The sequence below is a fragment of the Streptomyces sp. NPDC059897 genome, assembly GCF_042730865.1.
Taxonomy (GTDB): Bacteria; Actinomycetota; Actinomycetes; order Streptomycetales; family Streptomycetaceae; genus Streptomyces.
Genome location: NZ_JBHWKQ010000031.1, coordinates 35,958 through 58,949, shown reverse-complemented (window position 1 = coordinate 58,949; position 22,992 = coordinate 35,958). Strand labels below are relative to the sequence as shown.

The following is a 22,992-nucleotide window of genomic DNA, read 5'->3' as shown; positions in this document are numbered from 1 at the left end:
GAGGAATCGCATGAAGCTGGATTCGATGTACCAGGAAGTCATCCTGGACCACTACAAGCACCCGCACGGCCGGGGCTTGCGGGATGGCGACGCCGAGGTGCACCACGTCAACCCGACGTGCGGTGACGAGATCACGCTGCGCGTGAAGTACGACGGCGAGAAGATCGCTGATGTGTCGTACGAGGGGCAGGGCTGTTCCATCAGCCAGGCCTCGGCGTCCGTCCTCAACGAGCTGCTGGTCGGCAAGGAGCTCTCCGACGCGCGGAAGATCCAGGAGACCTTCCTGGAACTGATGCAGTCGAAGGGCCAGATCGAGCCGGACGACTCGATGGAGGAGGTCCTGGAGGACGCGGTCGCGTTCGCCGGGGTCGCCAAGTACCCGGCCCGAGTGAAGTGCGCCCTCCTGAGCTGGATGGCGTGGAAGGACGCGACAGCACAGGCTTTCGCGGAGGAGGCGAAGACCGCATGAGTGACAGCACGGCAGTGGAGATGAAGCCGGCCTCCGAGGACGAGGTCCGCGAGGCGCTGTACGACGTCGTCGACCCCGAGCTGGGCATCGACGTCGTCAACCTGGGCCTGATCTACGGCATCCACATCGACGACGCGAACATCGCGACGATCGACATGACGCTGACGTCGGCGGCCTGTCCGCTCACCGACGTCATCGAGGACCAGGCGAAGTCCGCCACCGACGGCATCGTCAACGAGCTGCGGATCAACTGGGTCTGGATGCCGCCGTGGGGCCCGGACAAGATCACGGATGACGGCCGCGAGCAGCTGAGGGCGCTCGGCTTCAACGTGTGAGCTGATCAAGCCCCTCCGGTGGAGGGGCTTTTTCATGCCCGCCGTTATGTACACTCGTACACATGGGATACGTGCTGCTGGCCGGCGCCATAGTCGCCGAGGTGGGAGCCACCACCGCCATGAAGTACAGCGAGGGGTTCAGCAGGCTCTGGCCCTCGCTGCTCACCGTCGCCGGCTACATCGTCGCGTTCGCGCTGCTCGCGCAGACGCTGAAGACCGTGCAGATCGGCACCGCCTACGCGATCTGGGCGGGCACCGGCACGGCGGTCATCGCCGCGATCGGCATGCTGTTCCTCGGCGAGGGCCTCACCCTCGCCAAGGTCGGCGGGATCGCCCTCGTCATCGGCGGCGTCGTGCTGCTCAATCTGGGCGGGGCGCACTGATGGCCACGCGCCGCTACGACCCCGAGCGCCGCCAGCGGATCATCGACGCCGCGATCCGGGTGGTCGGCTCGAAGGGCATCGGCGGGCTCAGTCACCGCTCCGTCGCCCGCGAGGCCGATGTGCCGCTCGGCTCGACCACGTACCACTTCAAGACGCTCGACGAGCTGATGGTGGCCGGGCTGCGGCAGGCCAACGAGGGCTTCGCGAAGGTCCTCGCGGGGCACCACGCCATCGAGGACCCGGACAGCGATCTGCCCGCCGAGCTGGCCGCCGTGCTCGGCGAGTGGCTGGCCGGGGACCGGGACGGCGTGGAGCTGGAGTACGAGCTGTACCTGGCCGCGCTGCGCAGGCCGCCGCTGCGGCCCGTCGCCGCCGAGTGGTGCGAGGAGCTCGCCGAGGTCGTCGCCCGGCGCACCGACCCGGTCACCGCGCGGGCCCTGGTCGCGCTCATGGACGGGATCTCGCTCCAAGTGCTGCTGACGGGCGGCGAGTACGACGCCGGGTACACGCGGGAGATGCTGGCGCGGCTGATCCCCTGAGCGCGGCGGCGCCCGGCTGGTGAGACGGGGGCGGGCACCGGTTAGCCTCCACGGGCCCGCGCCGATTAGGTTTGGCCCCATGACCGACACCACACCCTCCCCCGCAGGTCCTCGCTCCACCGGCGCCGTCGCCGCCGGTCTCGCCACCATCACGACCGACGGCACCGTGCTCGACACCTGGTTCCCGAAGCCCGAGCTCGTCGCCGAGCCGGGTCCGGCCGGGACCGAGAAGCTCTCCGCCGAGAAGGCCGTCGAGCTGCTCGGCGCGGGCGCGGCCAAGGCCATCGGCCCCGACGCCCGCCGTGGCGTGGAGACCGTGGCCGTCCGCACGGTCATCGCGTCCCTCGACGACAAGCCGCTCGACGCGCACGACGTGTACCTGCGCCTGCACCTCCTCTCCCACCGCCTGGTGCAGCCGCACGGCCAGAACCTGGACGGCATGTTCGGCTTCCTCGCCAACGTCGCCTGGACCTCGCTCGGCCCGGTCGCCGTCGACAACCTGGAGACGGTGCGCCTGAACGCCCGCGCGGAGGGCCTGCACCTGGCCGTGACCTCGGTCGACAAGTTCCCCCGCATGACGGACTACGTCGCCCCCAAGGGCGTGCGCATCGCCGACGCGGACCGCGTCCGCCTGGGCGCGCACCTCGCCGAGGGCACCACGGTCATGCACGAGGGCTTCGTGAACTTCAACGCCGGCACGCTCGGCACGTCGATGGTCGAGGGCCGCATCTCCGCCGGCGTCGTCGTCGGCGACGGCTCGGACATCGGCGGCGGCGCCTCCACGATGGGCACCCTCTCCGGCGGCGGCAACGTCCGCATCGTCATCGGCGAGCGCTGCCTCGTCGGCGCCGAGGCGGGCGTCGGCATCGCGCTCGGCGACGAGTGCGTCGTCGAGGCCGGTCTGTACGTCACCGCGGGCACCCGCGTCACGATGCCCGACGGCGAGGTCGTCAAGGCCCGCGACCTGTCGGGTGCCTCGAACATCCTCTTCCGCCGCAACTCGGTGACCGGCACGGTCGAGGCCCGCCCGAACAACGCGGTCTGGGGCGGCCTCAACGAGGTGCTGCACAGCCACAACTGACCCGCGCCAGCCGGTACAGCCGAGCGCCCTCCCGTACGCACGGGTGGGCGCTCGTCCGATTTCAGGCGGGCCGCCCCCGCCGGATGCGTCCGCGCAGGCCCTCGTAGGTCGCGCCGAGGGCCAGCGACTGGATCAGGGCGCTCGCGGCGAGGCCCGCGCCAAGGAGCCACACGGGGGCGTCCAGGCCGCCGACCGCGCCGATGAGCCCCGCCGCGAGCAGGGACGTCGGCGCCGTGAAGAAGAAGGGCCAGACCCCGACGAAGCCCGGATCGGACGACGTCAGCACGACGACGCCGGTGAACACGACGGACGCCCCGACCAGGCCGAGGTAGACCGCCGACGCGGGATTGGTGACGCTCAGGCGCAACAGGGTGCGGGCATTCATCGGTCGTCTCCCCGTGGGTGATGGTGCCGTGCTCGCCCCCATGGTCACGCCGGGCCCGCGGTCCCGTCATGAGTATCCGTACCTGGTTCGGGCCTGTTCCAGACGAGTACGCGCATGTCCTGCGTACCGGGTTCGAGCCCGCCCAGCAGGCGCGGCGACTCCAGGCGGTCGGCCATCTCCTCCAGGTAGTCCGTCACGGACTCGTAGCGGGGTCCGCGGTCGCCGTACTTCGACCAGAAGCAGACCCGGCCCGTCTCCAGGTCCACGTACAGCAGGGGATGGACCTCGTGGCGGTCGGCGGCGCAGAAGGGGACCCACGACGCCCGCCAGTACGGCACGGCGCCCTCGTCGATGCCGGGGCCGCGGGCCACGCTCATGTGGAACTCGTACACCTTGGCGACCCGGTCCAGGGGCAGCAGCGCCATCCCGTCGAGCATGAATGCCGCCCAGGGCAACTCCTCGTACGCGCCGGGGCGCAGCGACCAGAGGGCGGTCAGGCTCGGTGAGAGGCGGACGCCGATACGCCGGGCCAGGTCCTGGACCTCGTCGGCCCGCGGGCTCGGCCGCAGCGCCGCGAGGGAGCCGGGGGCGTGCTCGCCGAGCCAGGTCTCGACCCGGCCCCACGCGGCCTGCACCTGGCGCTGCTCCGCCGTGGTCCGCTGCACCTCCATCAGCTGGCGCATCGTCTCTTCGTCGATCGGTTCTCTGCCGTTGTCCACCGGGGGAAGCTACCGGCAAGAATTCTCGCCGGGGAGGCATAGCGGCCCCCGCCCGCGCTCGTCATCACGGGTGACAGCGGGCCGGCCGGGGGAGCCCCGGGGGGAAGAGAAGGTGGCGATGGATGCGGTCGGGAAAGAGCGCGGTGCGGGGGCGGAGAGGTTCAGGGAGTTCGTGGCCGAGCGGTCGTCCGTGCTGTTGAGGACGGCGGTGCTGCTCAGCGGCGGGGACCGGCACGCGGGCGAGGATCTGCTGCAGAGCGTGCTGATCAAGGTGGCCGGGCGGTGGGACCGGATCGAGGACCCGGAGGCGTATGTGCGCCAGGCCCTCTACCGGCAGCAGATCAGCCGGTGGCGGCTGAAGTGGCCGAAGCGGGAGGTCAGTTACGGGAGGGTACCGGACGGTGCCGCGACGGGGGACGGGACGGCGGACGCGGAACTGCGCGTCGTGCTGCGTGCCGCGCTCGCCCGGCTCACCGCGCGGCAGCGCACCGTCCTCGTACTGCGGTACTTCGAGGATCTGACGGAGGGGGACGTCGCCAGGGAGCTCGGCGTCTCCGTTGGCACCGTGCGCTCCACCACCCACCGCGCGCTCGCCAAGCTGCGCGGGCTCGCTCCCGAACTCGTACAGGACGGCGACGAACGGCCGCCGTCCTCCCGTGACTACGCGCCGGCGGAGGTGCGCCCGTGAACGTCGACGCCATGCTGAAGGAGGCGCTGCGCGAGCAGGCCGACGCCGTCGGGCCCGCGCCCGCCGACCTCGCCGACCGGGTCCTGGCGGCGCGGCGCAGGCGGCGCGCCGGCACGGCCGTCGGCGCGTTCGTGGCCGGCGCGGCGGTGGTCGCCGCGGCCGTACTGGTGCCGCGGACCGACGACGGCGAGGACGCCCCGCCCGCGGAGGTGACCGGCTCCGCCGACGTCATCGCGCACCCGGACCAGTCGCCGCCCAAGGACGCCATCGCGGCGGGGCGCACGGTCCTCGCGGCCTTCGTCACGCACAAGCCGGTCAAGTACGCCGACGGGGACGGGAAGCTGACCCGGACGTACGGGGTGCTCGACCCGACGACCAAGACCTACCGGAAGACCACGGACTGGTCCTGGCTGACCGTCGCCCCGGGGGCGCGCACCGCCGCCGTCCTGGAGAAGAAGCTGCCCGCGAAGCGGGTCGGCATCCTCGACCTGGCCACGAACAAGGTGACGCGCTGGATCCCGGTGAAGCAGGGGGCGGCCGGGGTCGAGTACTCCGCGGACGGCCGCAAGCTCGTCGTGACGACGTACAAGACCGACCCGGACCACCTCTACAAGGACCGGCCCATGAGCGACGGCAGCGGTCCGGAGGAGCCGAGCCAGGGACATCCGTCCAGGACCGGGTTCTCCGTCGTCGACGTGGCGAGCGGGAAGGGGACGTGGGCGGCGGTGCCGCTCAAGGGCGGGGAGATGGAGCACAACGCCCGGGAGGACTTCCTGTTCGCGCCCGACGGCGACCACGTGGTCACGACGTCGATGACGGACGGCAGCCCCCAGACCTACGCCCTGGACGGGAGGCGGGTGCCGACGCCCGAGAAGCTGCGGCACTGGCTGATGTACGCCGAGGCGGGACTCTCGCCCGACGGGAAGCTCGCCGCCGGGGACTTCGCGGGTGGGAAGAACACGATCGCCGTCGCCGTGAACGACGCGCGGACCGGCGCACTCGTCGACAAGCTGCCCGCGCAGCAGCTGCTCGCCTGGGCCGACGACAAGCGGCTCATCGCCTGGGGCTGCGACCCCAAGAGGTGCGACGGCAAGGGCGAGTTCCGCAACCAGCTGCTGCTGGTGACGGTCGGCAGCGACAAGGTCGTCCAGCTCAGCGACTTCCGCAAGGCGTCCGCGGATTACCCGGGGCGCTGGTCGCCCCAGTTCACGACGCGCTGAGCAGCTTCTCCAGCGCCGCCCGCAGCCCGTCGGCCGCCTCCTGGCCGGCGGGCCGCAGCGGTGCGCGGACCGGGCCGCCGATGAGGGCCTTCGCGGTGACGGTGCCCGGCAGCCCCGCGTTCATCATCAACTGGGTGAGCGGGACGGTGAGTCGCTGGCGGCGGGCGGCCTCCGCCGTGTCGCCCGCGTCGTAGGCGTCGACGATGGCGCGGAAGGCGGCGGGCGCCACGTTCGCCACCGTCGAGACGTAGCCCGCGCCGCCCAGCGCGTACAGCGCCAGGACGTACTCGTCGCAGCCCGTGTAGTACGCCAAGTCCGTCTCGGCCATGACCCGTTGCGTGCCGAGGAGGTCGTACGCGCAGTCCTTCACGGCGACGATCCGGGGGTGGTCCGCGAGCCGGATCATCGTCTCCGGCTCGATGCGGGTGCCGGTGCGGCCCGGGATGTCGTAGAGCATCACGGGGAGGTCCGTGGCGTCGGCGACCGTCCGGAAGTGCGCCTCGATCGCGTCCTGCGGCGGGCGGCTGTAGTACGGGGTGACGACCAACAGGCCGTCTGCGCCCGCCTGTTGGGCCTGGCGGGCGAGGTCGACGGTGTGGCGGGTGTCGTACGTGCCGACGCCGGCGACGACCTTCGCGCGGCCGTCGACCGCCTCGCGCACCGCCCGTACGAGGTCCGCCTTCTCCGCGTCCGTCGTGGTCGGCGACTCCCCGGTCGTGCCGGACAGGACGAGGCCCTCGCAGCCCTCGGTGACGAGCCGGTCGGCCAGCTTCTGGGCGGAGGGCGCGTCGAGGGCCCCCGTCCGTGTGAAGGGCGTGACCATGGCGCACAGGGCGCGGTTGAAGGGGGAGGGGCGTGGGGTTGCGTCGGTCATGACGGGAGTGTCGGTCCGGGCGTGGCGTAGCTCCACTTAATTCTGCTACGAGGTGGTGCGAAGCACTGCTGAAGAGTCGAGGTCGAAGCGGAACGCGGGGCTTGATTTCTCCCCCGTATCATCCGATTTGGCCGAGATGGGCGCTTCAGGCGGCGCGGCGGAAACCCGATGAACCGCAGAGAAGATGCTGGTCCGTTCGCGAGGTGCGTGTGGTGCGAGACGTGGTGATGGCGCTTGCCGCGCCCGCGGTGATGTGTGCGAGTGGCCTCTACGCGGCGTGCGCCGTGTGGTGGCGGCGCCGGCACCCGGCACCCGAGCCCTGGTCGCAGGCCGGGCTGCGGCTCGCCGGGGAGCGCGCGGTGGCCGTGGCCGAGGCGCTGGTGGCCGACGAGCACGCCCTGCTCATGCAGGACGCCGAACGCACTGGTGCCAAATCGGGGCGGGTGCGCCACCATGAGAGGCCGGTGACCGGCAACCGGATCGCCGAAGGCCGTTCAGGGGAGGCACCATGAGGCTCGGCAAAGCACTCGCCACCGGAATCGCCGAAGAAGCTCCGCAGGACACCGAGCGGCCCGAAGTGGCCGAGCGGGAACCGGAGTCGACGCCCGAGGCCGTCGTGCGCGAGGCCGCGCCGGAACCCGCCGAGGTACCGGCCGCGCGATGAGGCCGCGGCTTCCTCAGGAGCGCCCGGCCCGGCCACCCACCGGTTACAAGATCGCCCACCCCGTGCTCGACGCGGACGGTGCGGGCGCCGGGTTCCTGGGCGTATCGCTCGGCGCCGCCGCGCCCTACAAGGTGCTCGACGAGGCCCGCTGCGTGTACGGGCGGCGGCACCGCGCCCCGCACCGGCGCTGCGACTGCGGATTCCACTGCGTGCACGAACGCCGGTGCGCGGAAGGGCTGTTGGTCGAGGCAGGACACCGCAGGGCGGTGCTGCTCGAGGTCTCCGTCCTCGGGCCCTACATCCGGTTCGAGCGCGGTTACCGCTACGGGCGCCAGCGGGTGCGCACCGCCACCGTCGGGCCGTGCCCGTGCGGCGCCGAGGCCGCCGTGCTCGCCGACGCCGGGTGGGGGCGGGCCGGCCGGCTGGCCCTGGAGGCGGCGTGTGCCGGGTGCGTGGGGGCGAGGCCGCGCTGGACCCTGGAGGCGTTCGCCCGCCTCGCGGGAGACGGCCTCAAGGTGTGCGCCGCACCGGCCGCGGGGCCGCGTGGGCCGGCCCCAGGAATGCCCGAACTGGCGGCGGAGGCGGCCCTCCTCCAGGCCCGACTCGACTGGTTCCAGGGGCAGTTGGCACGCCTGGGGCGGACGATGGGAGGGGAGAGGTAGCCGCGCGGGCGGCGAGCGGTTGACCTCAAGCTTGGTTGAGGGTGGAGCGTGGGGTGCGTCGACCAGCCCCGATGTGCCGCCGGAGGAACCCATGACCGTGCGCAGCTCCGTCCACCCCGACCCCGCCCGCCCCGACGCCGGGCTCGCCTTCCTGTCGACCTGGGACGTCGGCGGCCCCGACGGGCAGCGGGACGTGCTCGACGCCGTCGGGCGGGCCTGGGAGAGCCGGCCGTGGCCGCACCCCGGGCTGCTCGCGTACAGCGTGTACGCGGGCGACGACGGCGCCACGCTGCTGCACCACACGCAGTGGCGCGGCCTCGACGACTACGACGAGTTCTTCCGCGGCGCGGGCGACAGCGCGGGCAACGGGCGCGACGACCGCAACGCCGAGATCGACGCCGCCGTTCCCGGCATCCGGCGCCTCGGCCTGCACAAGACCCGGCGGCTGCGGGGCATCTGGGGGCCGGCACACGGCCGCGGGCCCGCCTTCGTGGCCGTACAGGTCAGCGCGGACGAGCCCGTTCCCACCCGCCCCTCCGGCCTGGTCTCCGCCCACCTGCACCGCACCCTCGACGGATCGGCGTACGTCACCTACGTCGAGTGGGAGAGCGAGCGCGACCACGAAGAGGCGGGTGGGGCGGGAGAGCGGTTCCGGTTCGCGTACCGGCTCGTACCGGGGGCGGGGGAGGGCGACTGAGGCCGTTCGTCTGGACGGGGAGCGGCTTCCGGGGGACCGTGGAGCCATGCGACGAAGCGGGCGGTCATGAGCGGGTCCCGTGACGGCGGAAAGCCGTTCGAGGTCCGGCGCGAGTTCGAGGTCGGCGCAGCCCCCCAGCGGGTGTGGGACGCCGTCACCCAAGGGTCCGGCGGCTGGCTGTGGCCCATGGAGTACGAGCCCAAGGAGGGCGGCGAGGGCCCCTTCCGCTCCGTGCTGACCGCGTGGGACCCGCCCCGCCGGCTCACCGTCCGCTCCGAGGACCCGGCCGCCCTGCCGCCCGGGCAGCCGCTGAATCAGGTCGACTGGGTCGTCGAGCCGCGCGACGGCGGCAGCCGCGCCCGCGTCCGGTACACCCACAGCGGCATCTTCAGCGAGCACTGGGACGAGCAGTACGACGCCTGCGACCAGCACACCGACTTCTACCTGCACACACTGCGCCAGTACGTGACGTACTTCGCGGGCCGCCCGGTCGCCTTCGCCACGCTAGACGGGCCTCCCGCCTCCGCGAACCGCGAGGCGCTCACCGCCGTGGCTCGCGCGCTCGACCTGCCCGCCGACGCGACGGAGGGCGCCCGGTTCCGCGTCCAGGGCCCGGCGGGACAGACCCTGGACGCCGTGCTCGACTACCGCGACGCCCGGTTCCTCGGCCTGCGCACCGAGGACGCCCTGTACCGCTTCTTCGGGCGCGGTCACTGGGGCGCCCCCGTGGGCGTCAGCGTCCATGACTTCGCGCCGGACGCCGACGCCGTGCAGAACGAGGTCGAGTGGGGCGACTGGCTGGCGCGGATCTTCGACTAGCCCCCCTGTGCGTGCGGTAGCCCGCCGTCAGGGGCGGAAGCGCAGCACCTGCGGGTCGTGATCGCTGATCTGGTCGTGGAACTCGCTGTTGATGTGCACGCTGTCGTACGCGAACGCGTCCTTCGCCCTGATCGACGGGCTGATCAGGATCTGGTCCAGGACCTGGCTGTTGCCCTGGTAGTCATACGTGTAACGCTCCTGCTTCGGCAGCGACTTGATCGCCGACCAGAGCGCACCGCCGTCCTCCAGGCGCTGCGTCGTGCCGGAGAACTCGAAGTCGTTGATGTCGCCGAGCGTGATCACGTCCGCGTCCGGCTGCGCCTTCAGGATGTCCTTCGTGAAGGCGTTCACCGCCGTCGCCTGCGCGTGCCGCTGCGTCTCCGAGGAGCGGGCCGGCGGCTGGTACTGGGAGGTCAGGCCCTGGTCGCCGCCCTTGGACGCGAAGTGGTTGGCGATCACGAAGACCGGCTTGCCGCGGAACGTGAACTCGCCGGCCAGCGGCTTGCGGCTGTTCGCCCAGGCGGCGTCGGCGGGCGCCACGCGGCCGGGGGAGGCGGTGAGCGCGGCCCTGCCGTTCTCGCGGGTCACGCCCACCGGAGTGGTGGCGTCGCCGCCGGGGCGGTCGGTGAAGGAGACACGGTCCGGGTTGAACAGGAAGACCTGGCGGATGTTACCGCCCGGCTCGCCGCCGTCCTTGTTGTTCTGGGGGTCGATCGAACGCCAGTCGTAGCGCGGGCCGCCCGCGGCGGCTATCGCGTCGATCAGCTTGCCCATCGTCGCGTCGGCGGCGACCGTGCCGTCGTTCTTCGCGCCGTTGTTGTCCTGGATCTCCTCCAGGGACACGATGTCGGGCGAGCGCAGATTGCCGACGATCGCGGCCGCGTGCGCGTCGAAGGTGGCGTCGGACGGGTCGAGGTTCTCGACGTTGTACGTCGCCACGGCCAGCTCGCCCGACTTCTGCGCGCGCGTCGTCTCGCGCTCCGGGCCGGACTGCTTCAGGTCCCCCAACTCCCTTGCCACCAGCGTGTATCCGCCGTACTGGTTGAAGTCGAGCGGGCCCTCTGTGGCGCCGGTCAGGGCGTCGCCGACGTCGGCCGCGGGGAAGTCCGCGAGTGCGCCGAGCGACTGGATCTGGAGCCGGCCGCTGTTCTGGTCCTCGTACGAGGCGTAACGGGTGCCGCCGCGCTTGGTGCGGTTCTCGTGCGGCTTCACCGTCACCCACAGCTCGCCGTACTCGTCGGACGCCGTGACGACCCGCGAGGAGCCGACGCGCACGTTCTGGCCCTCCAGGGACTCGTAGTAGTCGAGGGCGTACGCGCGCGGGCGCAGCGGCAGCTTGTTGACGGAGCCGTTCGCCGCCGGGTCGCCCTGCGGCGTGTACGCGGAGGGGACCGACTTGTCGCTGATGGTGGTGACCGGCACCGGGTTGCCCGACGAGTTCACGGTCACGGTCGGCTTCGTCAGCTCGGTGAGCGACTGGTTGCCGGACGAGGCGCCGCCGGGGACGTACTCGGTGACCGTGCCGGAGACGGTGACGGCGTCGCCGGTCTTCACGGTGGGCGTGGAACTCGTGAAGACGAAGACGCCCTCACTGGTGGCCGGGTCGGCGTCGGGCCGGGTGTCCTGGAACCAGAAGCCGCGGGACGAGCCGTACGTTCTGACGCCCGTCACCACCCCCGTCACGCCGGTGACCTGCTGTCCGGCGAGCGGAGACGTGCGGGTGGCGCCCTGGATGTCGTGGATGGCGACGTCGGCGGCGACCGCGTCGGACGGGATCGTGGCGAGGGTGCCGGACACCGCCGCGCAGGCGACGGCCAGCGCGGCGAGGCGCGACCGGGACAGCACGTTCTTGCTCGGCTTCATGTTCGACTCCTTGTCGGGAGAGGCGCGCGGCTTGCCGGGAGGGGCGCGCGGCGCCTTCTACGCGCGTCAATTTCCGTCCTGCGCCCGCGAGTTGTCAAGGTTCCGGGGATGTCGGGGACATGAGGGGGAGCCGACCGGTACGTGAACCCGGCAGCATGGGTGTAAATCCGTCAGAGCCTGCCCGGCGGATCAGGCTGGATGCGGGTGGCCGCGCCCGGGCGGTGCAGGCGAGCGGGGTTTGGTGCGTGCGCCTGCAAGGCGGAGGATTGAGGTATCGCGGAGCGATGGTGATTGACGACAACGCCGCAGGGGTGCGTGCCAGACCCCGCGACTCCAGCAGGATCCGCCGGGCAGGCTCTAGGCTGGGCGGTCGCAACGTAGGCCTGATGCACGTCCCTAGGAGAACCAGCCGATGTCAGACAGCTCCCCCCTGCCGCCGGTGCGGCTGCCCGCCGAAGCGGAGCTGGCGCGGGACGCCCTTGCCACCCCCCTCCTGTCCCGCGCGGTGAAGCTCGCCCGCTGGGCCGGCCCCGAGACCCGGGTCGGCGCGGGCGGTGAGCTCGTCGAGGAGCAGCTGCCCGCCGCGGCGGCCGAGCTCGGGCTCACCGGCGCCGTCGACGAGGCCGACGCCGCCGCGTACGCGAGCGAGGCCTGGCGCATCGCCGTCGACACGGGCCTCGTGGAGGTCGTGGACGAGGAGGAGGGCACCGTCACGGTCGGTGAGGAGCTGGGCACGCTCACCTCCGGCGGCCCCGCCGACGTGCTCACGGTGTGGCTGGGCGCGCTCGACACGGTGCTCGCCGACGCGAGCGTGCCCGACCTCGACGACCTGGTCGGTGCCATGGAGGAGGGCGGCGAGATCGACTTCTCGCAGCTCGACTGGGACCCCGAGGCGGAGTCCGAGTTCCTGGAGGGCGTGCTCGGCAACCTGTATCTGCTGACCGTCAGCGACGGCGGCGCCGGCGAGGAGGCCGTGCCGCTGCCCGCGCTCGCCGCGTCGATGATCGTCCCCGACGACATGGGCGAGCCGACCGACGACGTCCTGGAGCAGGTCTCGGACGCGATGATGCGGCTCGACGACCAGTTCCGGCTGCTCGACCCGATCGGCCTGGTGGAGTTCCAGCCGGTCGACGAGGCGCTGATGGCCGACGCCGAGGAGTCCGTCGCCGAGCCCGTCGACGACTCCGACGTGTCCCGCTACGGGATGGTGCGGCTCACGCCGCTGGGCCTGTACGGCGTGCGGGCGCGGATGCTCGACGCGGGCCTGGACGCCCCGGCCGTCGGCGACCTCGCCGACAAGGGCGCCGACGCGCTGCTCGACGGCACGGCCACGTTCCCGCAGGCCGCCGCGCAGGTCGAGATCGAGCAGTGGCTCGCGCGGCGCGAACCGCTCGCCGCGGCACGGGAGTTGCTGGGCGCGGCGCGCGGCGCCGACGAGTGGGCGCCGCTGCGGCGGCTGCGGTGCCAGCAGGCGCTGTCGCTGGTCGGCGCGGAGGCCGAGCCGGCGCTTCGCGAGGTGCTCGACGACGCGGAGCTGGGCGGGCTCGCCCGGGTGTGGCTGGCCGAGCACGGGTTCGGGGACGTACCGGCGCCCTCGCAGGACCTGGTGTTCTGGCTGACCGTCGACACGATCGCCGCGCAGCTGTCCATCGAGGGGAACTCGGAGGAGCTGCAGGCGCTGGTCGAGGGGCTCGCCGCGCAGCACAGTGGGTTCTTCTCGGCGGCGTGGCGGGTGGAGCATCCGGCTACCGCCGATGTGCTGGAGGCGATGGGGCGGTTGCATCCCGACAAGAAGGTGGCCAAGGAGGCGCGCAAGGCGGCGTTCAAGGCGCGGTCCGCCAACGGGAGTTGATGTTGCGCGGCGCCGTGGTTGCGGTCTCGGGGCTCTGCCCCGGACCCCGCTGCTCAAACGCCGCAGGGGCTTGATTTGCTCAATCGCCGCCGAGGGCCCTTGATGGCGCGAGCCCAGGCTTGATGGTGCGCCCGCGTGTTCAGCACGCGGGCGCACCGGTGTGCTGTCAGCAGAGATACCGCGTCGTGTGCTTGAAGGACGACGATGCCCCGTCGAAGCCGTACGTGCCCCGGTACGACGGCGGGTTCTGGAATTCGCCGACCACCGTGATCGTGGAGGCGCACGAACCCTGGCCCGCCCGCTTCGCGTCCAGGCGGATGGTGTCACCGATGAAGCCGCCCGTGATGTCCCACGGGGCGCCGCAGATGCCCGACGTGATCTGGCCGCCGGTCACCACGAAGGGATGCGTGTTCGGGTTGATCTTCGCGGTGATCGCGAAGGTGACCGAGCCGTTGTTCAGCTCCAGCTTGCAGTCGACCGTGAGCGCCTCGGCGGACACCTCGCGCTGCGCGGCGAACGCCTCGTCGCGGGTCTTGACCTCCGCGCCCTGCGGATTGTGGAAGCGGTGTTCCGAGCGGGTCTGGCCCTTGCCCTTGCGTGCCTGAGTGGTCATGGCGTCTCCGTCACCTCCTCCTATGCCAACTGCTCGGAGACCTCGACGCGCAGCAGCGCGCGTACGTTCTCGATGTGGTTCTCGACCGTGACCGTCGAGGAGCCGGCGAACAGCAGGCCGACCGCGACGTTGTCGTAGGACGTCACGAGCGAGCCGGAGTCGCCGCCCGCGGACATGTTCGTGGTGAGGATCTGGTCCTTGAAGCGGGCCGTGCCCGCCGTGCCGTAGTTGACGTCGATCGTGGCGTCGACCGAGACGATCCGGCCGAAGGACACGTTCGTCGTACGGCCCGTCTTCTTCACCAGGTCGCCGACCGCGACGTTCGCCTTGCGGCGCCAGGCGCGCGGCGCCCCGCTGAAGTACTGCTCGCGCGTGGCGTCCTGGAACTGGACCTCGGCGAGCGCGGCGTCGACCACGTTGTTCTGCCGCTCCAGCGGCGTCTGCGGGGCGAACTGGATGGTGATGAAGCGGGACAGCGTGGCGATGCGGTCCGCGGGGTCCGTGCCGCCGTCGAACCGGCCGGGCTGCACGATGGCGCTGCCCAGCTGGGCCCGGTTGGAGTCGGCGAGGACGTGGTTGTTGGAGAGGATGTAGAACTTCGCCGGGGTGCCGAGCCCTGGCCCCGGCGGGTCCACCGTGGCGCCCGGCAGGAAGTCGTAGACGACGCTGCCGAGGGTGCCCGCGGTGATGGACACGTTGCCCACGGAGAAGCCGGAGGGGCACGGCCGCATCCGGCGTACGAGCTGCTGCGGCTCGAACGCGCCGAGCCCGCCGAGCTCCTCGAGGAGCGGCTGGCCGACGCCGGACAGCTGCTGGGAGATGCCGCCGTCGGGGCCGTACGTGACCTCTTCGGAGCGGGCCCCCGAGGGGCGGCTCTGCCGGCGCTGGGCGGAGATGTGGCCGACGGCCACGATGTCGGTCGGGGTGCCGTCGTCCATCTGACGCGGAATCACATCCCGTTCGGGGAGCAGTGATTCGGGCACCTTCTGGGTCACGAAGACGAGGACGGCCTCCTCGCCCGTCGGCTCGCCGTTCGACCATTTCACGCCGTGGCCGAAGCCGACCACATTGGCGAGGGGCGCCTCGCGCCGCAGGAAGTCGCTGGTCGCTTGCTGCCGGGAGCTGTCGCTGAGCTGCCCGCCGGCCGGTCCGCGCATCAATTCGGGCTGGCGCACGCCAGACCACCTCTATTCCCCTGACTTGCCGCTGAAGTGCGGGGGACCCCTCACGACTCGTCGTTCTGGGCGTGCACGTCGCCGATCGCGAGCACACGCACCGGTACCCCGTCGAGCGTTTCGGGGACGACGTCCTCCGCACGGAGCCGGTCGCGGGGCACTTTGCGGGTCACGAAGACGACGATGACGTCCTCGCCCGAGTGCTCGTCCTTCCCGGTCCCGACTCCGGTGACATTGGCCAGCCTCATCAGCCGGCTCTCATGGAGGCCGCGTGCCTGGCGTACGTCCATCGGCTCGCCACCCTCCGACCTTCGAACGGTCTGCTGCCGTCTGTCTATTGCGGCACGGCAGGCCGGTCAAGGAGCTCCGCGCGAAATCATGGGTTTGGGGGTGAGGTGTGCCTGTTGACCTTCTTTACGAAGATTGCGCCGGGCCCGCCGAAGGGACGCGGGCCCGCGCCGCCTCACGTGCGCAGGTACGAGGCGCCGTTCAGGTCGAGGACCGTGCCGGAGGACCACTGCGCGGCCGGCGAGGCGAGCCACAGGACGGCCCCGGCGATCTCCTCGGCCGATGCCACCCGGCCGAACGGGCTCTGTGCGCGCACCTCGTCGGTCAGCCGGTGCGCCACCCGCTCCGTCTCGATGAAGCCGGGCGCGACCGAGGCCACCCCGATCCCGTGCGGCGCGAGCGCCACCGCGAGGGACTGGCCGAGCGCGTGCACGGCCGCCTTCGTCGCCCCGTACGCCGGGTGGTCCGGCTCGCCCTTGAAGGCGCCGCGCGAGCCGATGTTGACGATCCGGCCCGCCGTGCCCTGCCCGATCATCCGGTGGGCGGCGAGGTGGCTGAGGTGCGCGGTGCCGAGCAGGTTCACGCTGACGTGGCTCTGCCACTGCCGCACCCACTCCTCGTACGGGGTGCCGGCAGGGGGATGCGGGGTGTTCACGGCCGCGTTGTTGACCAGCACGTCGAGGCCGCCGAGGCCGTCGGCGGCGCGCTCGACGACGTCCGCGGCGCCGTCGGGCGTGGAGATGTCGCCGCCGACGAGGACGTGTCCCGCACCGTCGAGCGAGTCGAGCGTGGCCCGCGCCTCGTCCTCCCGCGAGCCGTAGTGCACGGCCACCCGGTCGCCGTTCGCCGCGAAGGCGCGGGCCAGCGCCCGGCCGAGGCCGCGCGAGGCCCCGGAGACGAGGACGCGGCGGTCGGACGGTTCCAGGTTCACGGAAGTCATGTAAGCGGGCCCCTCGGCGTTGGACGGTGTTCAACCGCCGTTTATACGCGAGCGAGAACGTATGGCCGAAAACAGGGCCCGTTCACTCTCATCGATCATCACGGGAGACAGCCAGCATGTCGCTCACTCGCAGGGACTTCACCAGACGATCCGCGGCCACCGGCGCCGGCATCGCACTCGCCGGGTCCGTCGGCTCCCTGGCCACCGCGCCGAACGCCCTCGCGGCCACCGACGACGCCTCCGTCGACGTCCTCAAGGGCAAGGACAAGGGCATCGGCTACGGCCCGCTGGTCGACGACCCCGACGGAATCCTCGCGCTGCCCGAGGGCTTCTCGTACGCGATCATCACCTACTGCGGGAAGACCAAGCTGGAGTCCGGCGAGTTCACGCCCTCCAACCACGACGGCACCGCCACCTTCGCGGGCCCGCGCGGCGCCACGCTGCTCGTCAACAACCACGAGCTGGCGGGCGCCCGCGCCGACTGGCCGCACCCGGTGCCGCTGACCGAGGGCCTCGTCTACGACCCGATGGCGGCCGGCGGCTGCACCGTCGTCGAGGTGCGCCGCGGCGGCGAGGTCGCCGAGTGGGTCGGCATCGCCGGTACCGCCACCAACTGCGCGGGTGGCCACACCCCGTGGAACACGTGGCTGACCTGCGAGGAGACCGAGGACAAGGCCGGCAAGAACGGCTTCACCAAGGACCACGGCTACGTCTTCGAGGTCGACCCCGCCGACCGCCGCGCCAACCGTTCGCCGAAGCCGATCAAGGCGTTCGGCCGGTACGCGCACGAGGCCGTCGTCATCGACCCCAAGCGCGGCCACGCCTACCTCACCGAGGACGCCTCCGGCCCCAACGGCCTGTTCTACCGCTGGGTTCCGCCGAAGGGCTTCGAGCACGGCCGCGGCAAGCTGCGCACCCTCGCCGACGACGCGGGCGAGCTCCAGGCCGCCAAGTGCTTCGACTCCGGCGGCCGGTTCGTCGACGACCTGGCGCGCGCCACGAAGATCGGCACGACGTACGGCGTCGACTGGGCGGACGTCCCGGACCGCGACGCCAAGTCGGTGTCCACGCGCAAGCAGTTCAAGGACGGCGAGATCACCCGCGCCCGCAAGCTGGAGGGCATGTGGTGGGGCGACGGCGGCGCCTACCTCGTCTCCTCGTTCGCCCGTGAGGAGAGCCCCTCCGCGCACGACGGCCAGGTCTGGTTCTACGACCCCAAGCGCCGCACCCTCACCCTGAAGGTGCTGCTCGGCGTGAACCCGGACCCGTCGAAGGACGGTGCCCTCGACGGCCCGGACAACATCACCGTCTCCCCGTACGGCGGTCTGGTCATCTCCGAGGACGGCGAGGGCATCCAGCACCTGTTCGGGGCGACCGAGAACGGCCGTACGTACCCGATCGCGCGCAACGACCTCAACATCGGCACCGAGGCGGAGCCGGAGTACAGCGAGATGACGGGCGTGACCTTCTCGCCCGACGGCTCGACCCTCTACGCCAACATCCAGAACCCCGGCATCCTGCTGGCCATCAAGGGCCCCTGGAAGCGCCAGCGCTGAGCGGTGGTCACTGGAGCGGGTCCACCGGCGGCGCCTCGCGCTCCGCGGCGATCCGGTGGACCCGCCCCCGCACCGCGTACCAGCCGATCGTCAGGCACACGGCGATCGGGATCAGCATCAGCACCGTGTTGCGGCCCGCACCGTCCTTGTCGAACCACATCATCACGACCACGGCGAGCAGGAACGCGATCGTCGTCAGCTCGATCCACGGCGAGGCCCACAGCCGGAACGCGGGCCGGTGCACGACGCCCTCCCGCGCGCGCCGCACGAACACCAGATGACAGAGCATGATCATCACCCAGGTGGAGATGACGCCGAGCGAGGAGACGTTCGTGACGATGGCGAACGCGTCCTCCGGCAGCCAGGCGTTGAGCGCGACCCCGAACAGCGCCACCGTCGCCGTCAGCATGATCCCGCCGTACGGGACGTGGCTGCCGCTCATCCGGGCCGTGAACGACGGGGCCGAACCTGCCATCGACATCGAGCGCAGGATGCGGCCCGTGGTGTAGAGCCCGGAGTTGAGCGAGGACATCGCGGCGGTCAGCACCACCAGGTTCATGATGCCGCCGGCCGCCGGCACCCCGATCTTCGACAGGACCGTCACGAAGGGGCTCTCGCCCTCCGAGTACGCCGTCCACGGCAGCAGCAGCGTCAGCATCACGACCGAGCCGACGTAGAAGATGCCGACACGCCACATGATCGAGTTCACGGCCTTCGGCACGACCTTCTCCGGCTCCGCGGTCTCGCCCGCCGTCACACCGACCATCTCGACCGCCGCGTAGGCGAAGACCACGGTCTGCGTGATGAGGACGACGGGCAGCACGCCGAGCGGGAAGAAGCCGCCGTTGTCGCTGATGAGCGAGATGCCCGGGTCGTAATTCCCGTCGACGGGCTTGCCCGTCACCAGGAAGAAGATCCCGATCAGCAGGAACAGCACCAGGGCCGCGACCTTCACGATGGCGAACCAGAACTCCATCTCACCGAAGCTCTTCACGGAGATGAGGTTGATGGTCAGCACGATCGCGAGGGCGACCGCGGCGAGCACCCACTGCGGGATCGTCGTGAACATCGACCAGTAGTGCACGTACAGGGCGACGGCGGTGATGTCGGCCATCCCGGCGGACGACCAGTTCAGTACGTACATCCAGCCGGCCACGAACGCGCCCCGCTCGCCGAGGAACTCGCGCGCGTAGCTCACGAAGGAGCCGGAGGACGGCCGGTGCACGACCAGTTCGCCCAGGGCCCGCACCACGAAGAAGGCGAACACGCCGCAGATCGCGTACGCGAACGCGAGGGCGGGGCCCGCCTTGGCGAGGTTGCCGCCGGCGCCGAGGAACAGCCCCGTGCCGATCGCCCCGCCGATCGCGATCATGCTGATGTGGCGTGGCTGGAGACTCTTGGCGTACCCGAGGTCACCGGCGTCGGTGACCCCCTCGGCGGTGATCGGGTCGTCCAGGTGGGGGTCTTCCCCGGCCGGTCCGGTTTGGTGCCCTTTGTGCATGTTCACGACGGGCACTCTCGCAAATTAAATGCCTGGCGTCGCAGCTACGCGCCGCAGGCGTGCGGGGCGAGAAAAGTCCTCTGCAAAAGTGCCGGGTAAGGGAACGGTAAAGCGGAGTCGCTCGTTACCCCAGGCATGACCGCAATGACTCCCGGCTCGAACATCCCGCTCACCGCGCAGCGCGTGGCGGTGGACGTCACGGCGCCCGTGCGGCTCGACGTATCGGGCCTGCTGCTCACCGCCGACGGCAAGGTGCGCTCGGACGACGACTTCATCTTCTACAACCAGCCCTCGGGGCCCGGCGTGACGTACACGTCGGGCGGCGGCACCTCGCCGGACTCCATCACGGTGGACACGGCCGCAGTGCCGCCGGGCATCGAGAAGATCGTCGTCACCGCGAGTCCGGACGCCGAGGGCCAGTCGTTCCAGGGCGTCGAGCCGACGGCCACGATCCGCAGCGCGGACGACGGCTCGGTGCTCGCCACGTTCACGCCGCCGCAGCTCGGCGCGGAGACGGCGCTGGTGGTCATGGAGGTGTACCTGAGGAACGGCGCGTGGAAGGCCCGCGCGGTGGGCCAGGGGTATGCGAACGGGCTTGCGGGTATCGCCACGGACTTCGGGGTGTCGGTGGAGGAGCCGGCGGCCCCGGCCGCGGCGCCCGCCCCCGCCCCGCAGGCCCCGCCGGCCTCGATGCCCGCTCCGACGACGCCTCCGGTCGACCCGCGGACGGCCCCGCCCGCGCCGACCGCTGCCGCACCCGCCGCCGCCGCACCCGCCCCGGCGCCCGGCTCCGGCAAGATCAACCTCGACAAGGGGCGCGTCTCCCTCCAGAAGAACCAGACGGTGTCCCTGGTCAAGGGCGGCAAGCCGCTGCTCTCGCAGGTCAAGATGGGCCTCGGCTGGGAGCCCGCCTACCGCGGCAAGGACATCGACCTCGACGCGTCGGTCATCGCGTACGGGCCGCAGCGCAACCACGTCGACAGCTGCTACTTCGGCAAGCTCTCGATCGTGGGTGGCGCGATCAAGCACTCCGGCGACAACCTCACGGGCGAGGGCGGCGGTGACGACGAGGTGATCGTCGTGGACCTGGGCCGCATCCCGCAGGAGGTCACGGGCCTGGTCTTCACCGTGAACTCGTTCACGGGCCAGAAGTTCACCGAGGTCGCCAAGGCGTACTGCCGGCTCATCGACGCGGCGACGGGCGAGGAACTGGTCCGCTTCGACCTCACGAACGCGGAGGCGCAGACGGGCGTGATGATGGCCAAGCTCATCAAGCAGTTCTCCGGCGAGTGGGAGATGACGGCGATGGGCGAGTTCGTGAAGTCACGGACGGTGCGCGGAATGGTGAAGCCGGCGGCCAAGGCGCTGTAGGGGCGCGCGGGCAGTTGTAGCCGTCAACCGTTCACCCGGATGGCGGCAATCGGGGTATCCGGCAGAGTCGGGCTCCGCGGCCCTCCATGGAGCCGCGGAGCCCCTCCCACCAGGCATGTCGGCTACGCCCAGTGAAGTTCCTTGTTGCGAACTCCCCGGGACCGGCGCGCGATGGACCCGAGGCACATGGCCCAAGCGGCGGCCACCAGCCGCCTCCATGTCCCGAAGGGAGTGATCACGCATGACGCAGAGCGGGATCAACAACCCCGATGCCCTTGTGGGGCTCACCGCCTATGACCGCACTGGGGAAAAGATCGGCAGCGTCGAGCGGGTCTACCTCGATGACAGGACCGGCAACGCCGACTGGGTGACCGTCAAGACGGGCCTCTTCGGCATGAAGGAGACCTTCGTGCCGCTGGCGGGGGCCACGCACGACAGTGACCGGCTCACCGTGCGGTACACGAAGGAAGCGGTCAAGGACGCGCCGCGGGTCGACGCCGACCAGCACCTCGACGAGTCCGAGAAGAACGAGCTGTACACCCACTACGGCATGACCCGCCCCACGGCGGGCGCCGCCGGCAACCAGCCCCAGCGACCGGGCCAGGCCGACACCGGCCGGATGGGCACGGCGGGCACCGCGGGCACGGCGGGCGCGGCCGGCACAGTGGGCGCCGCGGGTGCCGCCGGTGCCATGGGCGCCGGCGCCAGGGGCGGCGACGCACGGTCGGACGCCGGGCGGCACGCGGGTGCCGGCGCACGCGAACCTGCCATGCGCTCCGGAGCCGGCGCCGACGGCGACCGCAAGGCCGACGAGATGATCCGCTCCGAGGAGCGCCTGCGGGTGGGCGTCGAGGAGCAGGAGGTCGGCCACGCGCACCTGCGCAAGACCGTGGAGACGGAGAACGTCACCACGTCGGTGCCCATCTCCCACGAGGAGGTTCGCGTCGTGCGCGAACCGATCCGCGAGGGCGACGGCGGGAAGGCCACGATCAGCGAGGGCGAGACCGAGGTGACGCTGCACGCGGAGCGTGCGGTCGTCCGCAAGGAGACGGTTCCGGTCGAGCGGGTCCGCCTCGAGACCGAGAAGGTCACGGAGACGCAGGAGGTCTCCGACACCGTCCGCAAGGAGAAGATCGAGTTCGACAACCCGAAGGACGACGGCGGCATGCCCGGCGAGGGCAAGCACGGCCGTCGCGGTCCGCGCCACTGACGCGAGCGGTATCGCGCACCAGGCGTCGTGCGGGCCCGGCTCCCGGCCGGGCCCGCACTGCCGTCTGTCAGGGCACCACGACGATCTTCCGGCCCACGCCGGACGCGAACTGGTCGAGAGCCTGCGGGTAGCTGTCGAGCGGCAGCCGGTCGCTGATGAAGACGGACGGGTCGAGGACGCCGCCCGCGAAGAGCTCCGCCGCCCGCTCGTAGCTGTGCAGGACCGCCATCGAGCCGGTGATGGTGATCTCCTGGTTGTAGATGCGGTACGGGTCGATCTCCACGCGTGTCGCGTAGTCCGCGACGCCGAACTGGAGGAACGTGCCCGCCTTCGCGACGCGGCCGAGGCCGTCCTGGATCGCCGCCGCGTTGCCGGTCGCGTCGATGACGACGTCCCAGCCCGTCGGGCGGTCCAGCTCGTCCGGGTTCGCCGCGGACGCCGAGACGCCGAGGCGCTGGGCGGTCGCAAGGCGGTCCGGGTTGAGGTCGACGACATCGACCGAGGCGGCGCCGGTCTTCTTGGCCAGCTCCAGCATCATCAGGCCCATGGTCCCCGAGCCGTAGATCAGCACGTGCGAGCCGAGCCGTGACTGGAGGACGTCGTAGCCGCGCACCGCGCAGGACAGCGGCTCGATGAGCGCCGCGTCCTGGGTCTGTACGTGGTCGGGCAGCGGCACGCAGTTGGCGACCGGCGCGACGGCGTACTGGGCGGCGCCGCCCGCCGTCGACACCCCGATCGCCGCCCACCGCTCGCACAGATTGCCCCGCCCGACTCGGCAGTAGCGGCACTCGTGACAGTGCAGGGAGGGGTCCACCGCCACGCGGTCACCGACCCGCAACTCCGTGACCTGCGAGCCGACTTCGGCGATCGTGCCCGCGAACTCGTGGCCCGGCACCACCGGCAGGGTGGGGGCGAACTCGCCCTGCAGGATGTGCAGATCGGTGCCGCAGAGCCCGCAGGCGGCGACCTCGACGATCACGTCGCGGGGGCCCGGTGTCGGGTCCGGCACCTCGCCGACGACGACCTTGCCCACCGATTCGACGATCGCGGCCTTCATGGACAACCTCCAAAGCACGTACGGGAGTTGT

At 71.5% G+C, this 22,992-nt stretch carries 26 protein-coding genes; 16 read left to right on the top strand and 10 right to left on the bottom strand.

Annotation, left to right across the window (positions count from 1 at the left end; translation table 11 throughout):
• Positions 1-10 precede the first annotated feature (10 nt).
• From sufU to dapD, 5 genes are all read left to right on the top strand, one after another.
• The gene (gene sufU / locus ACFV9W_RS28380) at positions 11-469 is read left to right on the top strand and encodes a Fe-S cluster assembly sulfur transfer protein SufU (RefSeq protein WP_385766114.1); all 459 of its coding nucleotides are present in this window, start codon (positions 11-13) and stop codon (positions 467-469) included.
• The gene (locus ACFV9W_RS28375) at positions 466-804 is read left to right on the top strand and encodes a metal-sulfur cluster assembly factor (RefSeq protein ID WP_356388343.1); all 339 of its coding nucleotides are present in this window, start codon (positions 466-468) and stop codon (positions 802-804) included. Before sufU ends, ACFV9W_RS28375 begins: the two co-directional genes overlap by 4 nt.
• 62 nt (positions 805-866) lie before the next feature.
• Entirely contained in the window at positions 867-1,187 is a 321-nt protein-coding gene (locus tag ACFV9W_RS28370; RefSeq protein WP_385766110.1) for a DMT family transporter, read from the top strand.
• Positions 1,187-1,726: a TetR/AcrR family transcriptional regulator gene (locus tag ACFV9W_RS28365; RefSeq protein WP_385766108.1), complete on the top strand. Its 540-nt coding sequence runs from the start codon at positions 1,187-1,189 to the stop codon at positions 1,724-1,726. Before ACFV9W_RS28370 ends, ACFV9W_RS28365 begins: the two co-directional genes overlap by 1 nt.
• 79 nt (positions 1,727-1,805) lie before the next feature.
• On the top strand, positions 1,806-2,807 hold the full coding sequence (gene dapD, locus ACFV9W_RS28360; RefSeq protein WP_385766105.1) for a 2,3,4,5-tetrahydropyridine-2,6-dicarboxylate N-succinyltransferase: 1,002 nt from the start codon (positions 1,806-1,808) through the stop codon (positions 2,805-2,807).
• Positions 2,808-2,868: 61 nt separating this feature from the next.
• Here the strand turns inward: dapD and ACFV9W_RS28355 are convergent, their stop codons facing one another.
• Together ACFV9W_RS28355 and ACFV9W_RS28350 are read right to left on the bottom strand one after the other, a co-directional pair.
• Entirely contained in the window at positions 2,869-3,192 is a 324-nt protein-coding gene (locus ACFV9W_RS28355) for an SCO4225 family membrane protein (protein WP_385766102.1), read from the bottom strand.
• Positions 3,193-3,236: 44 nt separating this feature from the next.
• Positions 3,237-3,911, bottom strand: coding sequence for an SMI1/KNR4 family protein (locus tag ACFV9W_RS28350; RefSeq protein ID WP_385766099.1), 675 nt, complete (start codon positions 3,909-3,911; stop codon positions 3,237-3,239).
• A 118-nt stretch (positions 3,912-4,029) separates the two neighbouring features.
• Between ACFV9W_RS28350 and ACFV9W_RS28345 the strand changes: the two genes are divergently transcribed.
• Together ACFV9W_RS28345 and ACFV9W_RS28340 are read left to right on the top strand one after the other, a co-directional pair.
• A complete protein-coding gene (locus ACFV9W_RS28345; RefSeq protein WP_385766097.1) occupies positions 4,030-4,599 on the top strand; it encodes a SigE family RNA polymerase sigma factor in 570 nt (189 codons plus the stop codon).
• Positions 4,596-5,819 (top strand): WD40 repeat domain-containing protein, encoded by a 1,224-nt coding sequence (locus ACFV9W_RS28340; RefSeq protein ID WP_385766094.1) that lies wholly within the window; start codon positions 4,596-4,598, stop codon positions 5,817-5,819. Before ACFV9W_RS28345 ends, ACFV9W_RS28340 begins: the two co-directional genes overlap by 4 nt.
• Here ACFV9W_RS28340 and dapA read toward each other — a convergent pair.
• On the bottom strand, positions 5,806-6,693 hold the full coding sequence (dapA, locus tag ACFV9W_RS28335; RefSeq protein WP_385766091.1) for a 4-hydroxy-tetrahydrodipicolinate synthase: 888 nt from the start codon (positions 6,691-6,693) through the stop codon (positions 5,806-5,808). The two genes, ACFV9W_RS28340 and dapA, sit on opposite strands and share 14 nt — an antisense overlap.
• A gap of 212 nt (positions 6,694-6,905) precedes the next feature.
• On the opposite strand from dapA, the gene ACFV9W_RS28330 reads away from it, so the two are divergent.
• The 5 genes from ACFV9W_RS28330 (at position 6,906) to ACFV9W_RS28310 (ending at position 9,535) form a co-directional block, all read left to right on the top strand.
• On the top strand, positions 6,906-7,205 hold the full coding sequence (locus tag ACFV9W_RS28330) for a hypothetical protein (RefSeq protein ID WP_385766088.1): 300 nt from the start codon (positions 6,906-6,908) through the stop codon (positions 7,203-7,205).
• Positions 7,202-7,357, top strand: coding sequence for a hypothetical protein (locus tag ACFV9W_RS28325; RefSeq protein ID WP_385766085.1), 156 nt, complete (start codon positions 7,202-7,204; stop codon positions 7,355-7,357). The genes ACFV9W_RS28330 and ACFV9W_RS28325 overlap by 4 nt, the downstream gene beginning before the upstream one ends.
• Entirely contained in the window at positions 7,354-8,019 is a 666-nt protein-coding gene (locus ACFV9W_RS28320) for a hypothetical protein (RefSeq protein WP_385766083.1), read from the top strand. Before ACFV9W_RS28325 ends, ACFV9W_RS28320 begins: the two co-directional genes overlap by 4 nt.
• A gap of 91 nt (positions 8,020-8,110) precedes the next feature.
• Positions 8,111-8,716, top strand: coding sequence for an antibiotic biosynthesis monooxygenase (locus ACFV9W_RS28315; RefSeq protein WP_385766080.1), 606 nt, complete (start codon positions 8,111-8,113; stop codon positions 8,714-8,716).
• A 66-nt stretch (positions 8,717-8,782) separates the two neighbouring features.
• Positions 8,783-9,535 carry an SRPBCC domain-containing protein gene (locus ACFV9W_RS28310; RefSeq protein ID WP_385766077.1) on the top strand — a complete coding sequence of 251 codons (753 nt, stop codon included), beginning with the start codon at positions 8,783-8,785 and terminating at the stop codon, positions 9,533-9,535.
• A 27-nt stretch (positions 9,536-9,562) separates the two neighbouring features.
• Here the strand turns inward: ACFV9W_RS28310 and ACFV9W_RS28305 are convergent, their stop codons facing one another.
• Positions 9,563-11,398 (bottom strand): endonuclease/exonuclease/phosphatase family protein, encoded by a 1,836-nt coding sequence (locus ACFV9W_RS28305; RefSeq protein ID WP_385766074.1) that lies wholly within the window; start codon positions 11,396-11,398, stop codon positions 9,563-9,565.
• A gap of 412 nt (positions 11,399-11,810) precedes the next feature.
• Here ACFV9W_RS28305 and ACFV9W_RS28300 point away from each other — a divergent pair, with 412 nt between their 5' ends.
• Entirely contained in the window at positions 11,811-13,250 is a 1,440-nt protein-coding gene (locus tag ACFV9W_RS28300; protein ID WP_385766071.1) for a hypothetical protein, read from the top strand.
• Positions 13,251-13,416: 166 nt separating this feature from the next.
• Here ACFV9W_RS28300 and ACFV9W_RS28295 read toward each other — a convergent pair whose 3' ends face one another.
• The 4 genes from ACFV9W_RS28295 to ACFV9W_RS28280 form a co-directional block, all read right to left on the bottom strand.
• A complete protein-coding gene (locus ACFV9W_RS28295; RefSeq protein WP_385766068.1) occupies positions 13,417-13,863 on the bottom strand; it encodes a hypothetical protein in 447 nt (148 codons plus the stop codon).
• 20 nt (positions 13,864-13,883) lie between these two features.
• Positions 13,884-15,038 (bottom strand): hypothetical protein, encoded by a 1,155-nt coding sequence (locus tag ACFV9W_RS28290; protein ID WP_385766066.1) that lies wholly within the window; start codon positions 15,036-15,038, stop codon positions 13,884-13,886.
• 50 nt (positions 15,039-15,088) lie between these two features.
• Positions 15,089-15,328 (bottom strand): hypothetical protein, encoded by a 240-nt coding sequence (locus tag ACFV9W_RS28285; RefSeq protein WP_385766064.1) that lies wholly within the window; start codon positions 15,326-15,328, stop codon positions 15,089-15,091.
• A gap of 173 nt (positions 15,329-15,501) precedes the next feature.
• The gene (locus ACFV9W_RS28280; protein ID WP_385766061.1) at positions 15,502-16,266 is read right to left on the bottom strand and encodes an SDR family NAD(P)-dependent oxidoreductase; all 765 of its coding nucleotides are present in this window, start codon (positions 16,264-16,266) and stop codon (positions 15,502-15,504) included.
• Positions 16,267-16,382: 116 nt separating this feature from the next.
• Here ACFV9W_RS28280 and ACFV9W_RS28275 point away from each other — a divergent pair, with 116 nt between their 5' ends.
• Positions 16,383-17,822, top strand: a complete 1,440-nt coding sequence (locus tag ACFV9W_RS28275; protein ID WP_385766058.1) for an alkaline phosphatase PhoX — start codon at positions 16,383-16,385, stop codon at positions 17,820-17,822.
• A 7-nt stretch (positions 17,823-17,829) separates the two neighbouring features.
• On the opposite strand, the gene ACFV9W_RS28270 is transcribed toward ACFV9W_RS28275, so the two are convergent.
• The gene (locus ACFV9W_RS28270; protein WP_385766185.1) at positions 17,830-19,323 is read right to left on the bottom strand and encodes an amino acid permease; all 1,494 of its coding nucleotides are present in this window, start codon (positions 19,321-19,323) and stop codon (positions 17,830-17,832) included.
• 144 nt (positions 19,324-19,467) lie between these two features.
• Here ACFV9W_RS28270 and ACFV9W_RS28265 point away from each other — a divergent pair, with 144 nt between their 5' ends.
• Both ACFV9W_RS28265 and ACFV9W_RS28260 read left to right on the top strand, forming a co-directional pair.
• Positions 19,468-20,694, top strand: coding sequence for a TerD family protein (locus tag ACFV9W_RS28265; RefSeq protein ID WP_385766182.1), 1,227 nt, complete (start codon positions 19,468-19,470; stop codon positions 20,692-20,694).
• 241 nt (positions 20,695-20,935) lie between these two features.
• Complete coding sequence (locus tag ACFV9W_RS28260; RefSeq protein WP_385766055.1) at positions 20,936-21,904, top strand: PRC and DUF2382 domain-containing protein; 969 nt, start codon at positions 20,936-20,938, stop codon at positions 21,902-21,904.
• Positions 21,905-21,971: 67 nt separating this feature from the next.
• Here ACFV9W_RS28260 and ACFV9W_RS28255 read toward each other — a convergent pair whose 3' ends face one another.
• Positions 21,972-22,961 (bottom strand): zinc-dependent alcohol dehydrogenase family protein, encoded by a 990-nt coding sequence (locus ACFV9W_RS28255; protein WP_385766052.1) that lies wholly within the window; start codon positions 22,959-22,961, stop codon positions 21,972-21,974.
• Between the last annotated feature and the right edge of the window lie 31 nt (positions 22,962-22,992).